The sequence below is a fragment of the Marinobacter sp. EN3 genome, assembly GCF_000475315.1.
Lineage (GTDB): Bacteria > Pseudomonadota > Gammaproteobacteria > Pseudomonadales > Oleiphilaceae > Marinobacter > Marinobacter nauticus.
This window is the reverse complement of record NZ_AXCC01000045.1, coordinates 14,156-31,276: the sequence shown is the minus strand read 5'-3', so window position 1 is coordinate 31,276 and position 17,121 is coordinate 14,156. Positions and strand designations below refer to the sequence as shown.

10 protein-coding genes and 1 pseudogene are annotated in these 17,121 nt (G+C 57.1%); 5 read left to right on the top strand and 6 right to left on the bottom strand.

From position 1 onward, the window contains the following. The first annotated feature begins 3 nt into the window (after positions 1-3). Both trxA and Q675_RS32190 read left to right on the top strand, forming a co-directional pair. Positions 4-867, top strand: a complete 864-nt coding sequence (gene trxA / locus Q675_RS32195; protein WP_023011641.1) for a thioredoxin — start codon at positions 4-6, stop codon at positions 865-867. Positions 868-926: 59 nt separating this feature from the next. After that, the gene (locus tag Q675_RS32190; protein WP_031211567.1) at positions 927-1,247 is read left to right on the top strand and encodes a hypothetical protein; all 321 of its coding nucleotides are present in this window, start codon (positions 927-929) and stop codon (positions 1,245-1,247) included. Positions 1,248-1,289: 42 nt separating this feature from the next. Here the strand turns inward: Q675_RS32190 and Q675_RS32185 are convergent, their stop codons facing one another. Beyond that, entirely contained in the window at positions 1,290-2,654 is a 1,365-nt protein-coding gene (locus tag Q675_RS32185; protein WP_023011639.1) for a KamA family radical SAM protein, read from the bottom strand. Between the two features lie 664 nt (positions 2,655-3,318). Between Q675_RS32185 and aceE the strand changes: the two genes are divergently transcribed. Together aceE and aceF are read left to right on the top strand one after the other, a co-directional pair. Continuing rightward, positions 3,319-5,982, top strand: coding sequence for a pyruvate dehydrogenase (acetyl-transferring), homodimeric type (gene aceE, locus Q675_RS32180; protein WP_023011638.1), 2,664 nt, complete (start codon positions 3,319-3,321; stop codon positions 5,980-5,982). Between the two features lie 10 nt (positions 5,983-5,992). After that, positions 5,993-7,648: a dihydrolipoyllysine-residue acetyltransferase gene (aceF, locus tag Q675_RS32175; protein ID WP_023011637.1), complete on the top strand. Its 1,656-nt coding sequence runs from the start codon at positions 5,993-5,995 to the stop codon at positions 7,646-7,648. A gap of 167 nt (positions 7,649-7,815) precedes the next feature. On the opposite strand, the gene Q675_RS32170 is transcribed toward aceF, so the two are convergent. The 4 genes from Q675_RS32170 to Q675_RS32155 are packed head-to-tail and all read right to left on the bottom strand — an operon-like array spanning position 7,816 to position 15,061. Then, positions 7,816-8,901, bottom strand: a complete 1,086-nt coding sequence (locus Q675_RS32170) for a hypothetical protein (RefSeq protein WP_023011636.1) — start codon at positions 8,899-8,901, stop codon at positions 7,816-7,818. A 19-nt stretch (positions 8,902-8,920) separates the two neighbouring features. Beyond that, positions 8,921-10,018 (bottom strand): hypothetical protein, encoded by a 1,098-nt coding sequence (locus Q675_RS32165; RefSeq protein WP_023011635.1) that lies wholly within the window; start codon positions 10,016-10,018, stop codon positions 8,921-8,923. Between the two features lie 19 nt (positions 10,019-10,037). After that, on the bottom strand, positions 10,038-11,135 hold the full coding sequence (locus Q675_RS32160) for a hypothetical protein (protein ID WP_023011634.1): 1,098 nt from the start codon (positions 11,133-11,135) through the stop codon (positions 10,038-10,040). Then, complete coding sequence (locus Q675_RS32155) at positions 11,132-15,061, bottom strand: hypothetical protein (protein ID WP_023011633.1); 3,930 nt, start codon at positions 15,059-15,061, stop codon at positions 11,132-11,134. The genes Q675_RS32160 and Q675_RS32155 overlap by 4 nt, the downstream gene beginning before the upstream one ends. A gap of 124 nt (positions 15,062-15,185) precedes the next feature. On the opposite strand from Q675_RS32155, the pseudogene Q675_RS32150 reads away from it, so the two are divergent. Beyond that, positions 15,186-15,618: pseudogene (locus Q675_RS32150) on the top strand (acyl-CoA dehydrogenase family protein); the annotation flags it as partial. A 457-nt stretch (positions 15,619-16,075) separates the two neighbouring features. Here Q675_RS32150 and Q675_RS32145 read toward each other — a convergent pair. After that, positions 16,076-17,017 (bottom strand): DcaP family trimeric outer membrane transporter, encoded by a 942-nt coding sequence (locus tag Q675_RS32145; protein WP_264673085.1) that lies wholly within the window; start codon positions 17,015-17,017, stop codon positions 16,076-16,078. Positions 17,018-17,121: the final 104 nt, after the last annotated feature.

The window sequence follows — 17,121 nt, the reverse complement described above, 5'->3', positions numbered from 1 at the left end:
CATATGAGCAATTCGCCGCATATCTTTGATGCCACCGCCGACAACTTTCAGCAGAAAGTGATGGAAGCCTCTGCCACCACGCCGATTCTGGTGGATGTATGGGCGGAGTGGTGTGCGCCCTGCAAACAGCTGATGCCCATTCTGCAAAAGCTGGCGGAGGAGTATCAGGGTAACTTCCAGTTGGCCAAGGTGAATGCCGACGAACAGCAGGAACTGACGGCCTCCCTGGGAGTGCGCAGTCTGCCGACCATCATTCTGGTGAAGAAAGGTCAGGCTGTGGATGGTTTTAATGGCGCCTTGCCCGAGAGCGAAATCCGCAAGATTCTGGAAAAGCACATCGAAGCCCCGGCGGAAGATCCTTACGAGAAAGCCCATGCTCTTTGGGAAGCCGGTGATGTGGACGGAGCTCTGGCCATCCTCACGGAGTTGAACCAGAAAGATCCGGAAAACCTGGATGTGCTGATCGATCTGGCCCAGCTGAAAGCCGAGCAGGGTGACCTGGATACCGCCGAACAGGTGCTCAACAGCCTGCCGCCGGAAGAAAAAATGCAGCACAAAGCCAAGCAGCTGGCGGCCAGGGTGAAGTTCCTCAAGCAGTCGGGTGAACTGCCCGCGCAGGCGGAGTTGGAGGCAAAACTTGAGGTCAACCCGAAAGATCCTGAGGCTCTGCATCAGTTGTCCCTGCACATGGTTTTGCAGGATAAAAACGCGGAAGCCATGGATTTGCTGATCCGGCTGATGCAGGCCGACAGCACATACAAGGATGGCGTCGCCAAAACCACGTTGGTGGAGCTGTTTGAGAAACTGGGTAACAACAATCCAGACGTGCGCACCTACCGTAGAAAACTCTACACCTTGATGCACTGAGCTGGTTGGACTATGAGCCGGTCGGTAGCATCGCTGACCGGCTCAATCGCCTACCAACGATGCTGAAACTCCCTCCCCAGCCAGAACATTGCGAGCTTTGTGAACGCTCGGTGGCGAAGCTCACGCGGCATCACCTGATACCTAAGCATCTGCACCGCAAGAAGCGTTTCCAGAAACTGTTTTCCAGGGAAGAGTTGATCACCCGTACGCTCTGGGTCTGTCGTCCTTGCCATAACGCGATTCACATGGCGTGTTCGGAGTATGAGCTGGGGCTGAGTTACAACTCGCGGGAGAAGCTGCTGGAGCTAGAAGAGGTTAGGGTGTTTGTTGAATGGATTCGGGAAAAGCCGGCGGGGTTTGTGCCTAAAAAGGGTCGGTAAGACGGCCCGTCACGGGGACGGGCCTGATCTTAAGTCAACGCCTCAGGCGTTGCCGTTCTTCATTTCTTCAAACTCATCCTCAAAGAAGAACTTCTCTTCTCCGAAGGCTGGCTCCAGCTCATGCAGCCAGGTGGCCGTTTCGCTGTACTTGGCGAAGAACGGGCGTTGCACCCAGTCCGGGTTGCGGCCTTGCAGGAAGCGCAGTACGAAGACCTTCTCGCCCTTGATTTCGGTGATGCCCTGGATCTCTACCTTGCCGGGGCCGGCGCTCATGCTGGGGCCGCGGGCGGTTCGGGCAAGGCCGCTGACCTGCTTCATGGCTTCGCGGTAGATGTGGTAAGCCTCGGCCAGGGGCACCTCGAAATAGTTCTTGGCACCGGTGTCCCGCTCTACGAACATGTAGTAGGGGATGATGCCCAGCTTCACTTCTTTCTTCCACAGCTTGGCCCAGGCATCGGCATCGTCGTTCACGTGCTTGATCAGCGGGCCCTGGGCCCGGATCTCGGCACCGGTGGCGCGAATGCGGCGGATAGCTTCTTCCGCGATGTCGGTGGTGATTTCCTGCCAGTGGTTGTAGTGGGCCATGATGGCCACGTGTTTGCCGCCATCAACCAGCTTGGCAAACAGCTCGATCAGCTCGTCTGCATCCTTGTCGGTCACGAAGCGATAGGGCCAGAAAGTCAGTGCCTTGGTGCCGATGCGGATGGTCTGGATATGATCGAACTCTGGCTGCAGCAGCGGTTCCAGGTACTGCACCAGGTTTTTGGTCTTCATCACCATCGGATCGCCGCCGGTGACAAGCAGGTCGGTCACTTCGGTGTGCTCCTGCAGGTAGCCGTGCAGCTTTTCGGCATCGGTACTGGCCATTTTCAGGTCTTTATCGCCAACAAACTGCGCCCAGCGGAAACAGAAGGTGCAGTAGCTGTGGCAGGTCTGGCCCTGGGACGGGAAGAACAGCACGGTTTCACGGTACTTGTGTTGCACGCCATCCAGTATTTCGCCATCCAGCTCGGGCATGTTCATTTCCATCTGGCCGGCCGGGTGCGGATTCAGCTCGTCGCGGATTTCCTTGGCAGCCGCCTGGATGTCTTTCTTGTCTGCACCTTCCCGGTGCAGTTGCGCCATGCGCTCGTAGTGTTCGTCCTTGAGCATGCCTTTCTGGGGAAAGACCAGCTGATAGATAGGGTCGTTGGGCACCTTGTCCCAGTTGATCAGTTCGTTGATCACATATTCGTTAACCCGGAAGGGCAGCACGCTGGCCACCACTTTCATTTCAAACAGGGTTTCCTCGGGGAGATTCTGGATCGCCTCAATCTTGTCGAGCTGGCGGTCGGTAAACACCTTGAACCGGCGCTCCTCGAATTCCTGAACCGGAATACGGTTCGGAAAGGTGACGATGGAGTTCATGGATCGCCCTCTGTTGTGAGCCAAAGACAAAAGGAGGTGTGCCTCCTTCACTGGTTAAAAAACGGGCAGGCAAGTATACATAAATCATAATTTATTTTCAGGTCTAATTAATAAAACGGAGGTCCGGGCGAGGGGTTTCGGTCGTTCGGTCGGTATTAGCGCCTATTTGTCGCTAAATGCTGCGAAAAGTCGTGAATGACAGTTTCAGATTATGCTTAGTGTGTTGATGTAAATGAGCGCTGGGAGGGGGTTCGACCTTGGTCGGAGATCGGTTGTTTCGTGATCGGAATATCGCCATTATTGCGTAAGTAATCTAAATAAATGATGGGCATCTGCCATTCAAACAGGTGTTTGTTTGTTTCTTAGTGTCATTTTGTAGTAAAAGAACGAAAGTTTTGCTTCTGCTGGATAGTCAGGGCTGGCAGAACCATTCTCCGCGCAATCGGTCCGTGCCAAAAGCCATACCGATAACCGTTCGCGCGGCAGGAAAAATGAGAAAGCTGTTCTATGCTTGAGAGAGGTCAATCACGCAGCTCAGCCTTTCTTACAAGCTGACGTTTCCACAAAAAAATACTGCATACTATCGCAGCTTATCGACTTCGCACCGTCTTTGGCCGCTGATCGTGGCCGGCGTTGCACCTTTTGATGCCAAGGGGAGGGTTTGATGTACCAGGATGATGATCCCATTGAAACCAGTGAATGGCTGGATGCGCTGGAATCTCTGATTGAGAACGAAGGCGTAGACAGGGCCAAATACATTCTTGAACGGCTTTCCGAGCGAGCCAGCCGCGATGGCACCGAACTGCCTTATTCCATAACTACGCCATTCCGTAACAGCATCCCTGTGACCCAGGAATCTCGCATGCCGGGCGATCTGTTCATGGAGCGCCGCATTCGCTCGCTGATTCGATGGAACGCCATGGCCATGGTGGTACGGGCCAACAAGCGCCCGGGTGACCTGGGTGGCCATATCTCCACCTTCTCTTCTGCAGCCACCCTTTATGATGTGGGCTTCAACTACTTCTTCCATGGCGGTGGCGACGAACGCGCGTCAGACCTGGTGTATTTCCAGGGCCACGCATCGCCCGGTATCTACGCCCGTTCCTTCCTGGAAGGTCGTTTCAGCGAAGAACAGCTGGACAAGTACCGCGAAGAAGTGGATGGCGAAGGCCTGTCTTCTTACCCGCACCCCTGGCTGATGCCGGATTACTGGCAGTTCCCGACGGTATCCATGGGTCTTGGGCCGATTCAGTCCATCTACCAGGCCCACGTCATGAAGTACCTGCACAGTCGCGAGCTGATCGACATGGACGGCCGCAAAGTGTGGGCGTTTGTCGGTGACGGCGAGTGCGATGAGCCGGAAACCCTGGGGTCTATCTCCAAGGCCGGCCGCGAGAAGCTGGATAACCTGATCTGGGTGGTCAACTGCAACCTGCAGCGCCTGGACGGCCCGGTACGGGGCAATGGCAAGATTGTTCAGGAGCTGGAAGGTGTGTTCCGCGGTGCTGGCTGGAACGTTATCAAGGTGGTCTGGGGCCGCATGTGGGATCCGCTGTTCGAGAAAGACGAGGATGGCGTGATGCAACGGGCCATGGACGAGCTGTGCGATGGCGAACTTCAGAACCTGACGTTCAAAGGCCCGGCCTATACCCGCAAGGAATTCTTCGGCAAGCATCCGGAGCTGGCCAAGCTGGCGGAAAATCTGTCGGACGAGGATATCAGCAAACTGAACCGCGGCGGCCACGACCCTTACAAGGTCTACGCGGCTTATCACAAGGCTGTGAACCAGGCCAACGGCAAGCCCACCGTGATTCTGGCCCACACCATCAAGGGCTATGGTTTTGGTGCGGCGGGTGAAGCCCAGAACACGGCACACTCTTTGAAGAAGCTGGACATCGACACCCTGAAAGCATTCCGGGATCGTTTCGGTGTGCCGCTGAAAGACGAAGAACTGGAAGATGTACCTTATTACCGTCCGGCGCCGGACAGCCCGGAGCTGGTCTATATGAAGAAGCGCCGGCAGGAGCTAGGTGGTTTCTATCCCAAGCGCAACAAGGATTGCCAGCCGCTGCAGATCCCCGAACTGGATATCTTCAAGCAGGTGCTGGAAGGGTCTGACGGCCGTGAGATCTCCACTACCATGGCCTTTGTCCGCATTCTGAGTGCCTTGGTCAAAGACAAGCGCATCGGCAAGCGCGTGGTGCCTATCGTGCCGGACGAAGCCCGTACTTTCGGTATGGAAGGCATGTTCCGTCAGTTGGGTATCTACACGGCGGAAGGCCAGAAATACGTGCCCCAGGACCGTGACCAGATCATGTACTACCGGGAGGACAAGAAGGGCCAGATCCTGCAGGAAGGCATCAACGAAGACGGTGCCATGTCCACCTGGATGGCGGCGGCTACGTCTTACAGCACTAACAGCTTCCCGCTGATTCCGTTCTACGTGTTCTATTCCATGTTCGGCTTCCAGCGCGTGGGCGACCTGGCCTGGGCTTCCGGCGACATGCAGGCCCGAGGCTTCCTGATCGGCGGTACCGCCGGCCGGACGACCCTGAACGGCGAAGGCCTGCAGCACCAGGACGGCCACAGCCACATTCTGGCCAACACCATTCCCAACTGTAAGGCCTATGACCCGGCCTACGGCTACGAAATGGCCGTGGTGATCCGTCACGGTATGAAGGAGATGTTCGAAGACAACCAGAACGTCTACTACTACCTGACCATCGAAAACGAGAACTACGAACAGCCGGCGATGCCGAAAGACTCTGAAGACGGCATCATCAAGGGTATGTACAAGTTCGAGTCGGTGGAAACCAAGGGCCGCAAGAAGAGCCCGCGGGTTCAGCTGCTGGGCTCCGGCGCGATCATGAACGAAGTCCGTGCCGCGGCGCAGATGCTGAAGGACGACTGGGGTGTGGCCTCGGATGTCTGGAGTGTCACCAGCTTCAACGAACTGGCCCGTGATGGCCAGCATGTGGAGCGCTGGAACCACCTGCACCCGGATGACAAGCCGCGCAAGGCTTACGTCACCCAGTGCCTGGAGAAAGCCCAGGGGCCGGTGGTGTCGTCTACCGACTACATCAAACTGCACTCCGAGCAGTTGCGGGCATTCATCCCGAAAACCTACATGACCCTGGGCACCGACGGTTTCGGCCGCAGCGATACCCGTGAGAAGCTCCGTAATTTCTTCGAGGTGGATCGTTACTATGTGGCGGTGACTGCACTGGCCGCCCTGGCTAAAGATGGTGAGATCAAACAGGAGCAGGTTCTCGAAGCCATGCGCAAGTACGGAATCGATCGCAACAAACCGAACCCGGTGCTGAGCTAAGGAGACCGCCATGAGTGAACAGGAAATCAAGGTTCCCGATCTCGGCGGTGCTGATGAAGTCGAGATCATCGAAATCATCGTCAGTGAAGGGGATTCGGTTGAAGAAGAAGATCCGATTCTGACCGTTGAGTCTGACAAAGCCTCGGTAGAACTGCCGGCACCTGCGGCCGGCAAGATCACCAAAATCACAGTGAAAGTGGGTGACAAGGTGAAAGAGGGCGACGTGATCGGCATGCTGGCCGCCAGCGGTGATGCTGGGGGCTCGGACGACGACGGCAGCGACAAATCCGACGAGCCCGAGCCGAAAGCAGAAAGTAAAACCGAGGCCAAATCCGAAGACAGCAAACCGGCGCCCAGGAAAAAGTCCGGCGGCTCTCGCACCGAAGTGGTGAAAGTGCCTTCGCTGGATGGCTTTGAAGATGTGCCGGTGATTGAAATCAACGTGGCTGAAGGCGATACGGTTGGTGAGGAAGATCCGCTGGTAACAGTGGAGTCCGACAAGGCCACCATGGAAATTCCATCGCCCTACGCGGGCAAGATCGGCAAGATTCTGGTGAAGGAAGGCGACAAGCTCTCCGAAGGTTCAGACCTGCTGGAAATGACCATCGAAGACGATGGTGGTGAAGTGGAAGACTCTGCAGACTCCGGTGACAGCGCCCAGGCAGATAGCCAGGAAAGCCAACCGGAGCAAAAACAGGGCAAGCAGGAATCTGTGCCTCAGCCGCAGGGCTCTACCTACGAGCCGCCGTCACCTGGCACCAAGGTCCACGCCGGCCCGGCCGTGCGCAAACTGGCCCGGGAACTGGGTGCAGACCTCACTCGCGTGAAAGGTTCAGGCCCGAAAGGCCGGATCGTGAAAGACGATGTGCACGCCTACGTGAAGAGCCAGTTGCAGCAGGCCCAGCAGGGCAGTGGCGTAGCCACTGGCTCTGGCATTCCGGGAGTGAAGCTGCCGGACTTCAGCCAGTTCGGTGAGATCGAGCGTGAAGGTATGTCCCGCATGATGGCGGCCACCGCCACCAACATGCAGCGCAGCTGGCTGAACGTGCCTCACGTGACCCAGTTCGACGATGCCGATATCACCGAAATGGAAGACTTCCGCAAGGCCCAGAAAGCTGCCGGTGAAAAGCGTGGTGTGAAGATGACCCCGCTGCCGTTCCTGCTCAAGGCCTGCGCTGCCGCGCTGGCGGAACTGCCTCAGTTCAACGTGTCTCTGGACATGGAACGCAAAGAGGTGGTGCGCAAGAAGTACATCCACATCGGCATTGCGGTGGATACACCACACGGCCTGATGGTTCCGGTGATCCGGGATGTAGACCAGAAGGGCCTGTGGGAACTGGCGGCCGAAAGCGCCGAGTTGGCCCAGAAGGCGAGGGACAAGCAGCTGAAGCCGGCAGAAATGCAGGGTGCCTGCTTTACCATCACCAGCCTGGGCGGCATTGGCGGCACAGCGTTCACGCCGATCGTGAATACGCCGGAAGTGGCGATCCTGGGTGTGTCCAAAGCCTCCATGAAACCGGTGTGGGACGGTAAGGAGTTCCAGCCGCGGCTGATGCTGCCGCTGTCGCTGTCTTACGACCACCGTGCGGTGAACGGAGCGGATGCTGCCCGGTTTACCAACCTGCTGACGCAGCTGCTGGGGGACATTCGTACCCTGTTGTTGTAGTCCTGAGTCGAGGGCCGCTCCGTAGCTTCTTAGTGGCGGGGCGGCTTTCTCGTCTTTGCGTTGAGTCTGGCCAAACCTATATCAATTTGCTGCATAAGATTCGTTCCTGCCTTTGGCCTCCACCGGATGCCCTGGTCGGGCCGCCGTTTGTGGCTGGCGTATGGTATCTACTCTGGTGAAGCCTTACGCTGCCGGTGTGTTCTTGGTGAATACGCCCAACTATTCCGCATAATATCCAGCCGCCCTGGGGTGCTCAGTCGCAGCACCTGAAGCGCCATCTCGTCGTTTTTCTGTTTCCAGGTGTCGTTATCCATATCCCGCCAGTAACGGGGTGGGCGGTTTGTTCGCCGGTCGTGTTCGGCGGTAACCGGGTCGTTTGGGCGGTGTTCTTCCCAAAGGGGAATGTCCGGCAGGGGTCGGCTGGTGTCCATGAAGTTTTGGAACAGGTCCCACAGGGCGTAGCATTCCTCGGGGTTGGTTTTGCCGATCAGGGTGCCAATGGGAATCAGGATGTTGCGATACCGGTGAGCCAGGTACAGGGTGTGCACCACCCCGCCGCCGTGGATCAATTCGTTGGAGGTGTAGGCATCGAACTCGTAAAACGGGGCGGACTCTTCTTCTGGCTGCCCGGTTTTGCCCCAGGAGCCGTTTTTATCGTAGTGAAACACCGTCACCAGGCCAGAGCGGCGATTGAGTTCCCACAGCGGGCCCTTGTCGGGCTTGATGAGCTGCCGGGGGAAGAGTTTGAACAGGGAGGTGGGGATGAGATTGCAGGCGAAAAGGGGAACAAATACCCAGGAAAGCGCCCATAGGATCTCTATGAAATAGTCAACGTGATCCGTGCTGCTGGGTTTGTGGTAATAGGCGATTCCGACGGCAATGAGCATCGGAATTGAAACAATACCGATAAGTATAGGGTGACCAAACGCGCTAAAGAATAGAAGAATACGGGTTCTTAGTGCCGCCGTCGCATGGCGATAGCGCTCTTGGTCAATACGCTGGTGGAAATCAATGTTGGCGAAATTATTTGGTTCTCTCTCGAAACGTCTGAGCATCGCTGGAGAATAATCCGTCCGATAAGACTGAGGGGCCACATCCTCTGTGTGGCCCCAGGGCAGTTTCCGGTCGGCTTTTTGGTTAAACCAGGGCAGTGCCGGGTTGGCGCCCGGTGCCGGGCGCTTTTGTTGGGGGAGGTGTTCGGAATCGTAGGCCTTCGGGCCGTAGTATCCCGATGCAGGTTTATCCGTTGTCATCCCGTGGTTCCCAAAACGTTCACTCAGTGGCCTGCCGTGAGGCAACGGGCCGCTGTCGCCGAGGCCTTGGTGAGTGCGCCCAACTATTCCGCATGATATCCAGCCGTCCCGGGGTGTTCAGCCGCAGCACCTGAAGTGCCATCTCGTCGTTTTTCTGTTTCCAGGTGTCGTTATCCATATCCCGCCAGTAACGGGGTGGGCGGTTTGTTCGCCGGTCGTGTTCTGCGGTGACCGGGTCATTGGCGCGATGTTCTTCCCACAGGGGAATGTCCGGCAGTGGCCGGCTGGTGTCCATGAAGTTCTGGAACATGTCCCACAGGGCGTAGCATTCCTCGGGGTTGGTTTTGCCGATCAGTGTGCCGATGGGGATCAGAATGTTGCGGTACCGGTGGACCAGATACAGGGTGTGCACCACCCCGCCGCCGTGAATCAGTTCGTTGGAGGTGTAGGCGTCGAATTCGTAGAAAGGGGCGGTTTCTTCCTCCGGCTGGCCGGTTTTGCCCCAGGTGCCGTTTTTATCGTAGTGAAACACCGTTACCAGGCCAGTGCGGCGATTGAGTTCCCACAGCGGGCCCTTGTCCGGCTTGATGAGCTGCCGGGGGAAGAGTTTGAACAGGGCGGTGGGGATGAGGTTGCAGGCGATGAGGGGGCCAAATACCCATGCCGCGAAATAGGCCCAGTCCGCTAGATAATCAAGATGGCCAACACTTGCTGGCTTATCGTAATAATAAACTCCCAAAGTGAAGAGCATGGGTATGGCTACGAAACCAATGATTACTGGATTGCCAAAAGCATTGATGAACAACAGAATTCGAGTTCTCAAGGCAGCATTGGCGGCTCGGTAACATTCATGGTCAATGCGCTGATGGCTCTGCAGGTCTCCAAACGGGGTTGGGTTTTTCTCGAATTTCCGGATCATTTCGGGACGGTTTCGCCGTCGAATGATCTGTGGTGCGACATCCTCTGTGTGCCCCCAGGGCAGCTTCCGGTCGGTTTTTTGGTTAAACCAGGGCAAGGCCGGGTTGGCACCCGGTGCCGGACGCTTTTGCTGGGGAAGCTGTTCGGAATTGTAGGCTTTCGGGCCGTAGTATCCCGATGCAGGTTTATCCGTTGTCATCCCGTGGTTCCCAAAACGTTCACTCAGTGGCCTGCCGTGAGGCAACGGGCCGCTGTCGCCGAGGCCTTGGTGAGGACACCCAACTATTCCTCATGATATCCAGCCGCCCCGGGGTGTTCAGCCGCAGCACCTGAAGCGCCATCTCGTCGTTTTTCTGTTTCCAGGTGTCGTTGTCCATGTCCCGCCAGTAACGGGGCGGGCGATTGGTTCGTCGGTCGTGTTCGGCGGTAACCGGGTCATTGGCGCGATGCTCTTCCCACAGGGGAATGTCCGGCAGTGGCCGGCTGGTGTCCATGAAGTTCTGGAACATGTCCCACAGGGCGTAGCACTCCTCGGGGTTGGTTTTGCCGATCAGGGTGCCGATGGGGATCAGGATGTTTCGGTACCGGTGAGCCAGGTACAGGGTGTGCACCACCCCGCCGCCGTGGATCAATTCGTTGGAGGTGTAGGCATCGAACTCGTAAAACGGGGCGGAGTCTTCTTCTGGCTGACCGGTTTTGCCCCAAACTCCTTTTTTATCGTAGTGAAACACCGTTACCAGGCCAGTGCGACGATTGAGTTCCCACAACGGGCCCTTGTCCGGCTTGATGAGCTGCCGGGGGAAGAGTTTGAACAGGGCGGTGGGGATGAGATTGCAGGCGAAAAGGGGAACAAATACCCAGGAAAGCGCCCATAGAATCTGGATGAAATAGTCAACGTGATCCGTGCTGCTGGGTTTGTGGTAATAGGCAATTCCAACGGCAATGAGCATCGGAATTGAAACAATAGCGATGAGTATAGGGTGACCAAACGCGCTAAATAATAGAAGGATACGAGTTCTTAGTGCCGCCGTCGCATGGCGATAGCATTCATGGTCAATGCGCTGATGGCTCTGCAGGTCTCCAAACGGGGTCGGGTTTTTCTCGAACTTCCGGAGCATTTCGGGACGATTTCGCCGTCGAATGATCTGTGGCACGACATCTTCTGTGTGGCCCCAAGGTAATTTTCGATCGGCTTTTCGGTTAAACCAGGGCAGTGCCGGGTTGGCGCCCGGTGCCGGGCGCTTCTGCTGGGGGAGGTGCTCGGAGTTATAGGCTTCCGCGCCGTAATATCCCGATGCAGGTTTATCCGTTGTCATCCCGTGGCTCCCGAGTTGCTGAATTCGTTGACCCAGAAAAGCTGCTTTTTATCACTGAAGTCCGGCTCCGTATGTTCATTATCTTTGGTGTCAAAAATAGTTGAATCCTTGGGTGGCGGTGCCGGAAAAGCGAGTCCCCGGATGCCGGTTTCCAGGCGAACTTGGGCTTTTGGATGCCAGGAGTAGCTCACATTGTGAGTGCTGAGCGGTATGCGAAGAAACTTGGTCGTTTCCGTATGGGGAGAGGGTGTTCTGACGATGTATTCGTAACCATCCGGCGTGGCGCCCTCCCGGAGAATGTATCTGTGCATTTCGGTGTCTGGAACCGGCTGAGAGGCCAATGGAACCGAGTGGTTGCTATCCTGTTTAACTCGGTGGCTGAGTAGTTGAAGCTTGAACGTCATTTGTTGTTCCGTGAAGCCGGTCAAGCCCGGTAAATTGGTTTCCAGGCGGATGAGGTGTGTTGCCTGGGCAAGATCATGATTGTCCAACCCCTGGCGTTTCAGCGCTACGCGGGTAATTTCCGGAATCGGGGATAGGGTTACTCGCACCTGAGAGAGCAAGTACACCAGCCGGTACCAGGCTTCCAGGGCGTTGTTGTCGCCTTGGAGATGCGGTAAGCCGTTGTGTTCGCCGAAAGGTCCATTCTTCAGCCAGTTCTCTATGGGTTCGTCTTCATAGAGTGCGACAAGTACCGCACCCCCAAGGATCAGGCAGAGGCCGGCCCAACCCAGAGGACCCATGCCTAGTAGAGTGAGTTGGGCTGGAATCATCGCAGATAGCGTTGTTGCAACTCCCCCTAAGGTTACGATTCCATGCCCGAGCGCTGCCTGATCGCCGGTATTCATTGCATAAATGGTGTCAGACAGGCTGACGCCTGTGAGGGCCAGGCCTCCAATACCGCCGAGCAGCATTTTTACGGTCAACGCTTTTGCACCGAAAAATTGGGCGATAGCGGTGGCAGCTTGATGCTCGAACTCATAGCTGAGAGCAGCAGCAATGCTTCGCTTGAGAGCTTCATTAGCAAACCTCTCCGCCAATAAAATACTCGCGAAGGCCGCACCAAATAGAGATGTGCCTGACCCCGTTACCGCTCGGCTAAGCCCTCGTGTTCTTGTGGTTTCGTTAAACGTATCAAACGCATTCGCCACATTAACCGCCTCAATAGCCAACACGACCAACGGCAACGCCGGTGTATTCAGCACCCGGTGCAACCGGCTTCGCTCGGCAGCGTTTAGGTCCACCCGGTGTGCCTTCGCTTCGCTCTCCAGCTTGCGAATCTCCGCGTTGATATCCCGAATCCGGCCGCCGGTCTGTTTCAGTTCGTCGACCACCTGATTGTACCGGCTCTGGGCCGCCTGCAACTTCGCCCTGAGTTCTTCATGGTTGCCATTGGCTTCGGCCAGGGCCCGGCGTGCCAGGGTCAGCTGATTCTCGGCCCGGGTCAGTGCCTGGATAGCCTGGGTGGTGGGCTTGTCCCGGCTCAAAACCCAAACCAGGGCCTTGCCTGCGGCGGGTGTTTCCGGGTTATAGCGTGCGCCATCTGGCCCCAGGTCTTCCAGGCCGAGTACGTATTTGCCCTGGGCAATGGCGTCGCTCAGGGGCATTTGCCGTAAATCGGGCAGCATTTCCGGCATGGCGCGGCGTATACCTTCCATCGGGTTCGCCATGGCCGCAATGCGCTGAGCCATCAGGCGCTGCTGGATAGCCTGCCGGGTTTGGGCGTGTTGCTGTTCCAACCGCGCACTGGCGTCATCGAAGTCTTTGAGGGCTTTGGCGGCGGCCTGTTCTTTCCTGAATGCTTGGTCGCTGTTGCGCTTCATCCATTCCCGGCTGGCCGCGTCGTGTTCGGCTTTCAGGGCTGCGCGGCGCTGGGCCAGGCGGGTTTGTTCGTCAGTCAGGTTCTGGAGTTGTCGGTCGTTGTTCTCCAGCGCGGCCATGGCGGAACGGATGGACTGGTGCAGTTCACTGTGCGAGCTGTCTAATGCCTTCATGCCGGAGTTCATGCCCGCTAGCATCAGTGTGGTCAGTGCGCCGCTTTGAATGTCATCCGCTAGACGCAGTCCTTCCACCGTCAGTATTTCGCTCAAATCCTCCGGCAAATCCAGCTTTTCCAGGGCGGCGAGGGCGGCGCCCCGGAATACACCCGTGCCATCGTTGGGTTCGGGTGTTTCCGGGGGCTGGTAAGGTTCGGTTTGGCTGTCTGGTGTGGTTTGCGGCCACAACATGCGGGCGAGAGAGACTTCCTCTCGCGAGGCACTGGCGGCTGCCTGTTCGGTACAAAGTGATCTTACCCAGATTTTGCCGTCGCTGTCCGGGCTGGGCTGGCTGTGTTCCGGGTCCAGTGGGTCTTGCTTGCAGGCGGGTTCCAGGGTGTCGCTGATAAAATGCCCGGCGCAACGGAAAGCGCCGGCATAGTCGAAGCCTTCGGTGCTGAACAGGTCCGCCAGGGCTTGTTGATAGGGCTGGCGTTTCAGGCATTGCAGCAGTTCGGCCTGGGCCAGGGTCAGGTAGTGTTGGCCCAGGGTGCGCTCTTCGGTCATCAGTATCCGGCGAATCTTTTGCCGGCCACTGGAGGGCAGCGCCAGGCTGTATTTGGCCAGCGGGTTCTTCTGGCGCCCAATTCGCCCAGGCAGGATGAGCTGGTTCACCAGGAGGGCGTTTTCCAGTTGCGGATGCCTGCGGGCTTTCTCGGCACACAGTGCCAGCAGATGGCGCGCCGTGTTGATGCGTGCTTGCTGGTGCCGCATCTCGTAAAAATGATCTTCAATGCGCAGGCCGCAAACGCCCCGGTTTCTCAAATCCTCAAGGGCGTCTGTCTGGCAATCGCTGGTTCGCCACTCATCGTAGCTGAATGGCCGCTTCGCTGGGGTTTCGCTAGCGCGGTCCAGATCTTTTTGAATCGCAATGCCGAGCGCGGCCGGCTCGGGGTGTTCGAAGGGGGCCAGGGGCTCGGTGCGCTCACCGGCATTCCACTCTTCATAAAGGCTAGCCGCCATATCCAGTGCTTTGCCGGCGTAGGTTCCGGTGGTATCGGCCAGGTACTCCCAGGGCCGCTCAAACTGCCATTCTTTGGCGGGTGCCCTGGGCCTTTGTGCTTCAACTTTGTCTAATCGGAAGACGGTTCGTTTAGCGGCATCTGGCCAGCGGGCAAAGCCCATCTGGGGTTGGTCGGCGGGGTAAAGCTCCCGGAACTGGCTGCACCGGTAATGTCGAAGCCCGGAATCGCTCTGCAGGCAATTCAGCCGTGCCGCAGAGAGGGGAGATTCGCTGAAGGCGGCTTCAAGGGACTGATCCTGTCCGTCAAGGCGCACGGGTACCCACACATCGGCCAGCGGTTTGCCCACGGCGGGGCGGCGGTCTTCGGTAAATTGTCCGTCTTCCGTGCGATGGTCCGCGAGCCTTACGTCGCAGAATTGCGGCCGGTTGCCTTCCCAGGCGATTTGCAGCTCTCGCCAGAGCGTGCCGTTGCGGAAAAGATACAGAAACCCGGGGCGGGCGAGAGCCGGCCAGGTCAGGTGCTTGCCTTCGTGATTCATTCCCCGCACCCAGGCCATGGGCACGGTGGGCATCAGGATGTTGGCGGTGGTTTCGGAATGGATGCTTTCGGGCGCCGGAGCATCCGTGAGCGGAAGGTGAATCGGCGCGCCGGATTCTGCATCCACTTCCAGCACCGCCCGGCTGGCGGGCTGGTTGCGCCAGGGCCAGATGTGCAGGGCGGATTCCGCATTGCTGACCTCGCGCAGATAACTTTTCTGGATACCATCCGGCAGGCGCCGTTCAACCCCGGGGAACGGGGCTTCTGCCGTCTGAAAAACCACCGGGCGTTGCTCCTGGCTGTGCTTGCTGCCAAGCACAGCGACGATGAAATCACAGAAGGTGCAGGGAGGGCCGTCTGAAAGGCGGCTGTGGGCCAGATTGCTCATGGTGACATTCCTTATCAATGGCTGAGAGAAGCTTCTTGCTTCAATGCTTCGAAATTTTATATGGCCCGGATTGTGATGTCACATTGCTGTGCCTGTCAGTGCCGGAATGTGTGATGTTTAGCGGGCCTTCCGTAATGAACACACCGATCCTGCTATCTTTCGTGAAATGGGCGAGAACGGCCTGCTGGGTGCCACCCTGCCGGAGCAGTACGGCGGCAGTGGCCTCAATTATGTGAGCTATGGGCTGATCGCCCGGGAGATCGAGCGGGTAGATTCCGGCTACCGTTCAATGATGAGCGTGCAATCTTCCTTGGTGATGGTGCCCATCTACGAATTCGGCAACGAAGAAACCCGCCAGATATACCTGCCCAAACTGGCCTCTGGCGGATGTGGCCAGGCTCGCCCGGGACATGCTTGGTGGTAACGGCATCAGCGATGAATTCGGGGTGGCCCGCCAGCTGGTGAACCTGGAAGTGGTGAATACCTATGAAGGCACCTACGATGTCCATGCCCTGATTCTGGGGCGGGCACAGACCGGAATCCAGGCCTTCTTCTGAGGGCTGGGGAGAAACTTAAGCGGGCTGTCCTCCTGTGGGAGCAGCCCGTTTTTTTATGGCTGGAGTTCAGTCTGACCGAAACAACAGTCAGACTGAAAGCGCGTCAGTTGGCAAAGAACATCCAGTCGAAATAATCGTGCAGATCCTGCATGGCCCAGGCTTCTGCAGGTTGGGTCAGTTCGAACAACAGGTTTTGGTTTTTGGCGAGTTTCATGGCGTTACCTCACGTCGTTGCGATAGGAATGCGAGTTCGCTGTCGCCAGCGTATCAAGGCTTTTGCATTGGTCATGCCAAATCTTTTGACTGAAGGTAAGTCTATGAAAATGTTAAGTAAGGAATAATTGGCTTTGAAGCTGGAAGGTGAGAGCTGAGCAGGAATGGTGCCGGCGCACCATCCTGGAACGAAAAACCCCAGCCGGAGCCGGGGTAATTCTGAGTTAACTTCTGATAGGAAGGATCAGAAGTTGTACTGTGCTGCGAACATCAGGCGGTTAGCGTCTTCGCTGTCACCACCTTTGGTTTCGGTTTTCCAGTACTGGTATTCAACGCCCATCATCACGCTCTTGACCGGCGTCCACATGTAGTTGGCAATGATGTTGGAGCGGGTTTCTTCGTCTCCATCATTTTCAACATCCAGTTCCACCATACCGTAGGTCAGGTTGACGCTGCGGCCGTTGCCCAGGGACAAGCTGGTGCCGATTGAAGCGCCGTAGCCTGAGATGGTTTCGAGGTCTTCACCGTCGAGGTAGGCATCAGCTGAACCGGACTGGTACAGATAGGCATTGGCGCCGTCTGTGTAGTTCAGGGCGCCTTGGATAGACACCATGTCTGAAGCCTTGAATTTGGCAGCGCCAAACATGCCGTAACCCATGGCGGAGTCGTCTGCATCCGCGGTTTCATCCTCATAGGCGTTTTGCTTGACCAGGCCTGCTACAGCAAATGACAGAGCGTCCGCGGAGCCCTCATAGCGGGCAGTGACAGCGGGCATGCTGTCTTTTTCTTCCGTAGTGTCATCGATAGATCCTTTTGGATCCTCCAGGGCAACGGACAGTCCGCCCGTGGTGTAGCGAAGCTGAGCTGTGCGAAGCTGGTAGCCTGCCCAGCCGGCGCTGCCGTTGAAGTCCAGGGTCGGCGTATTGCCGGTGAAGCTGTTGTAGTTTGACCAGGTTTGACCGGCGAGGATGCCGTTATACTCACCGAAAGCGTGGCGCAGGCGGAAATTGCCTCCGCTGGCGAAGTCACCTTCAACGGTAATCCTGAAGTCTTGCGGCAGAGTTGCCTTCACGCCAATACGGCTTTGTGTGGCAGAAGCGTCAAAATGACCTTCATTGTCAGAGCCGTCAACCATTGAGAAATCACCAGCCAGAGTACTGTTGTCACCGGTGATCTTTTCGTTGATATCGTAAGTGGCAGTCAGTCGCGCGTAGCCGTCGCACGAATTGCCATTCTTAATTTGTTGCTTTGCATTGTTGTTGTCTCCACACGTTTATTGTTGTTGGACCC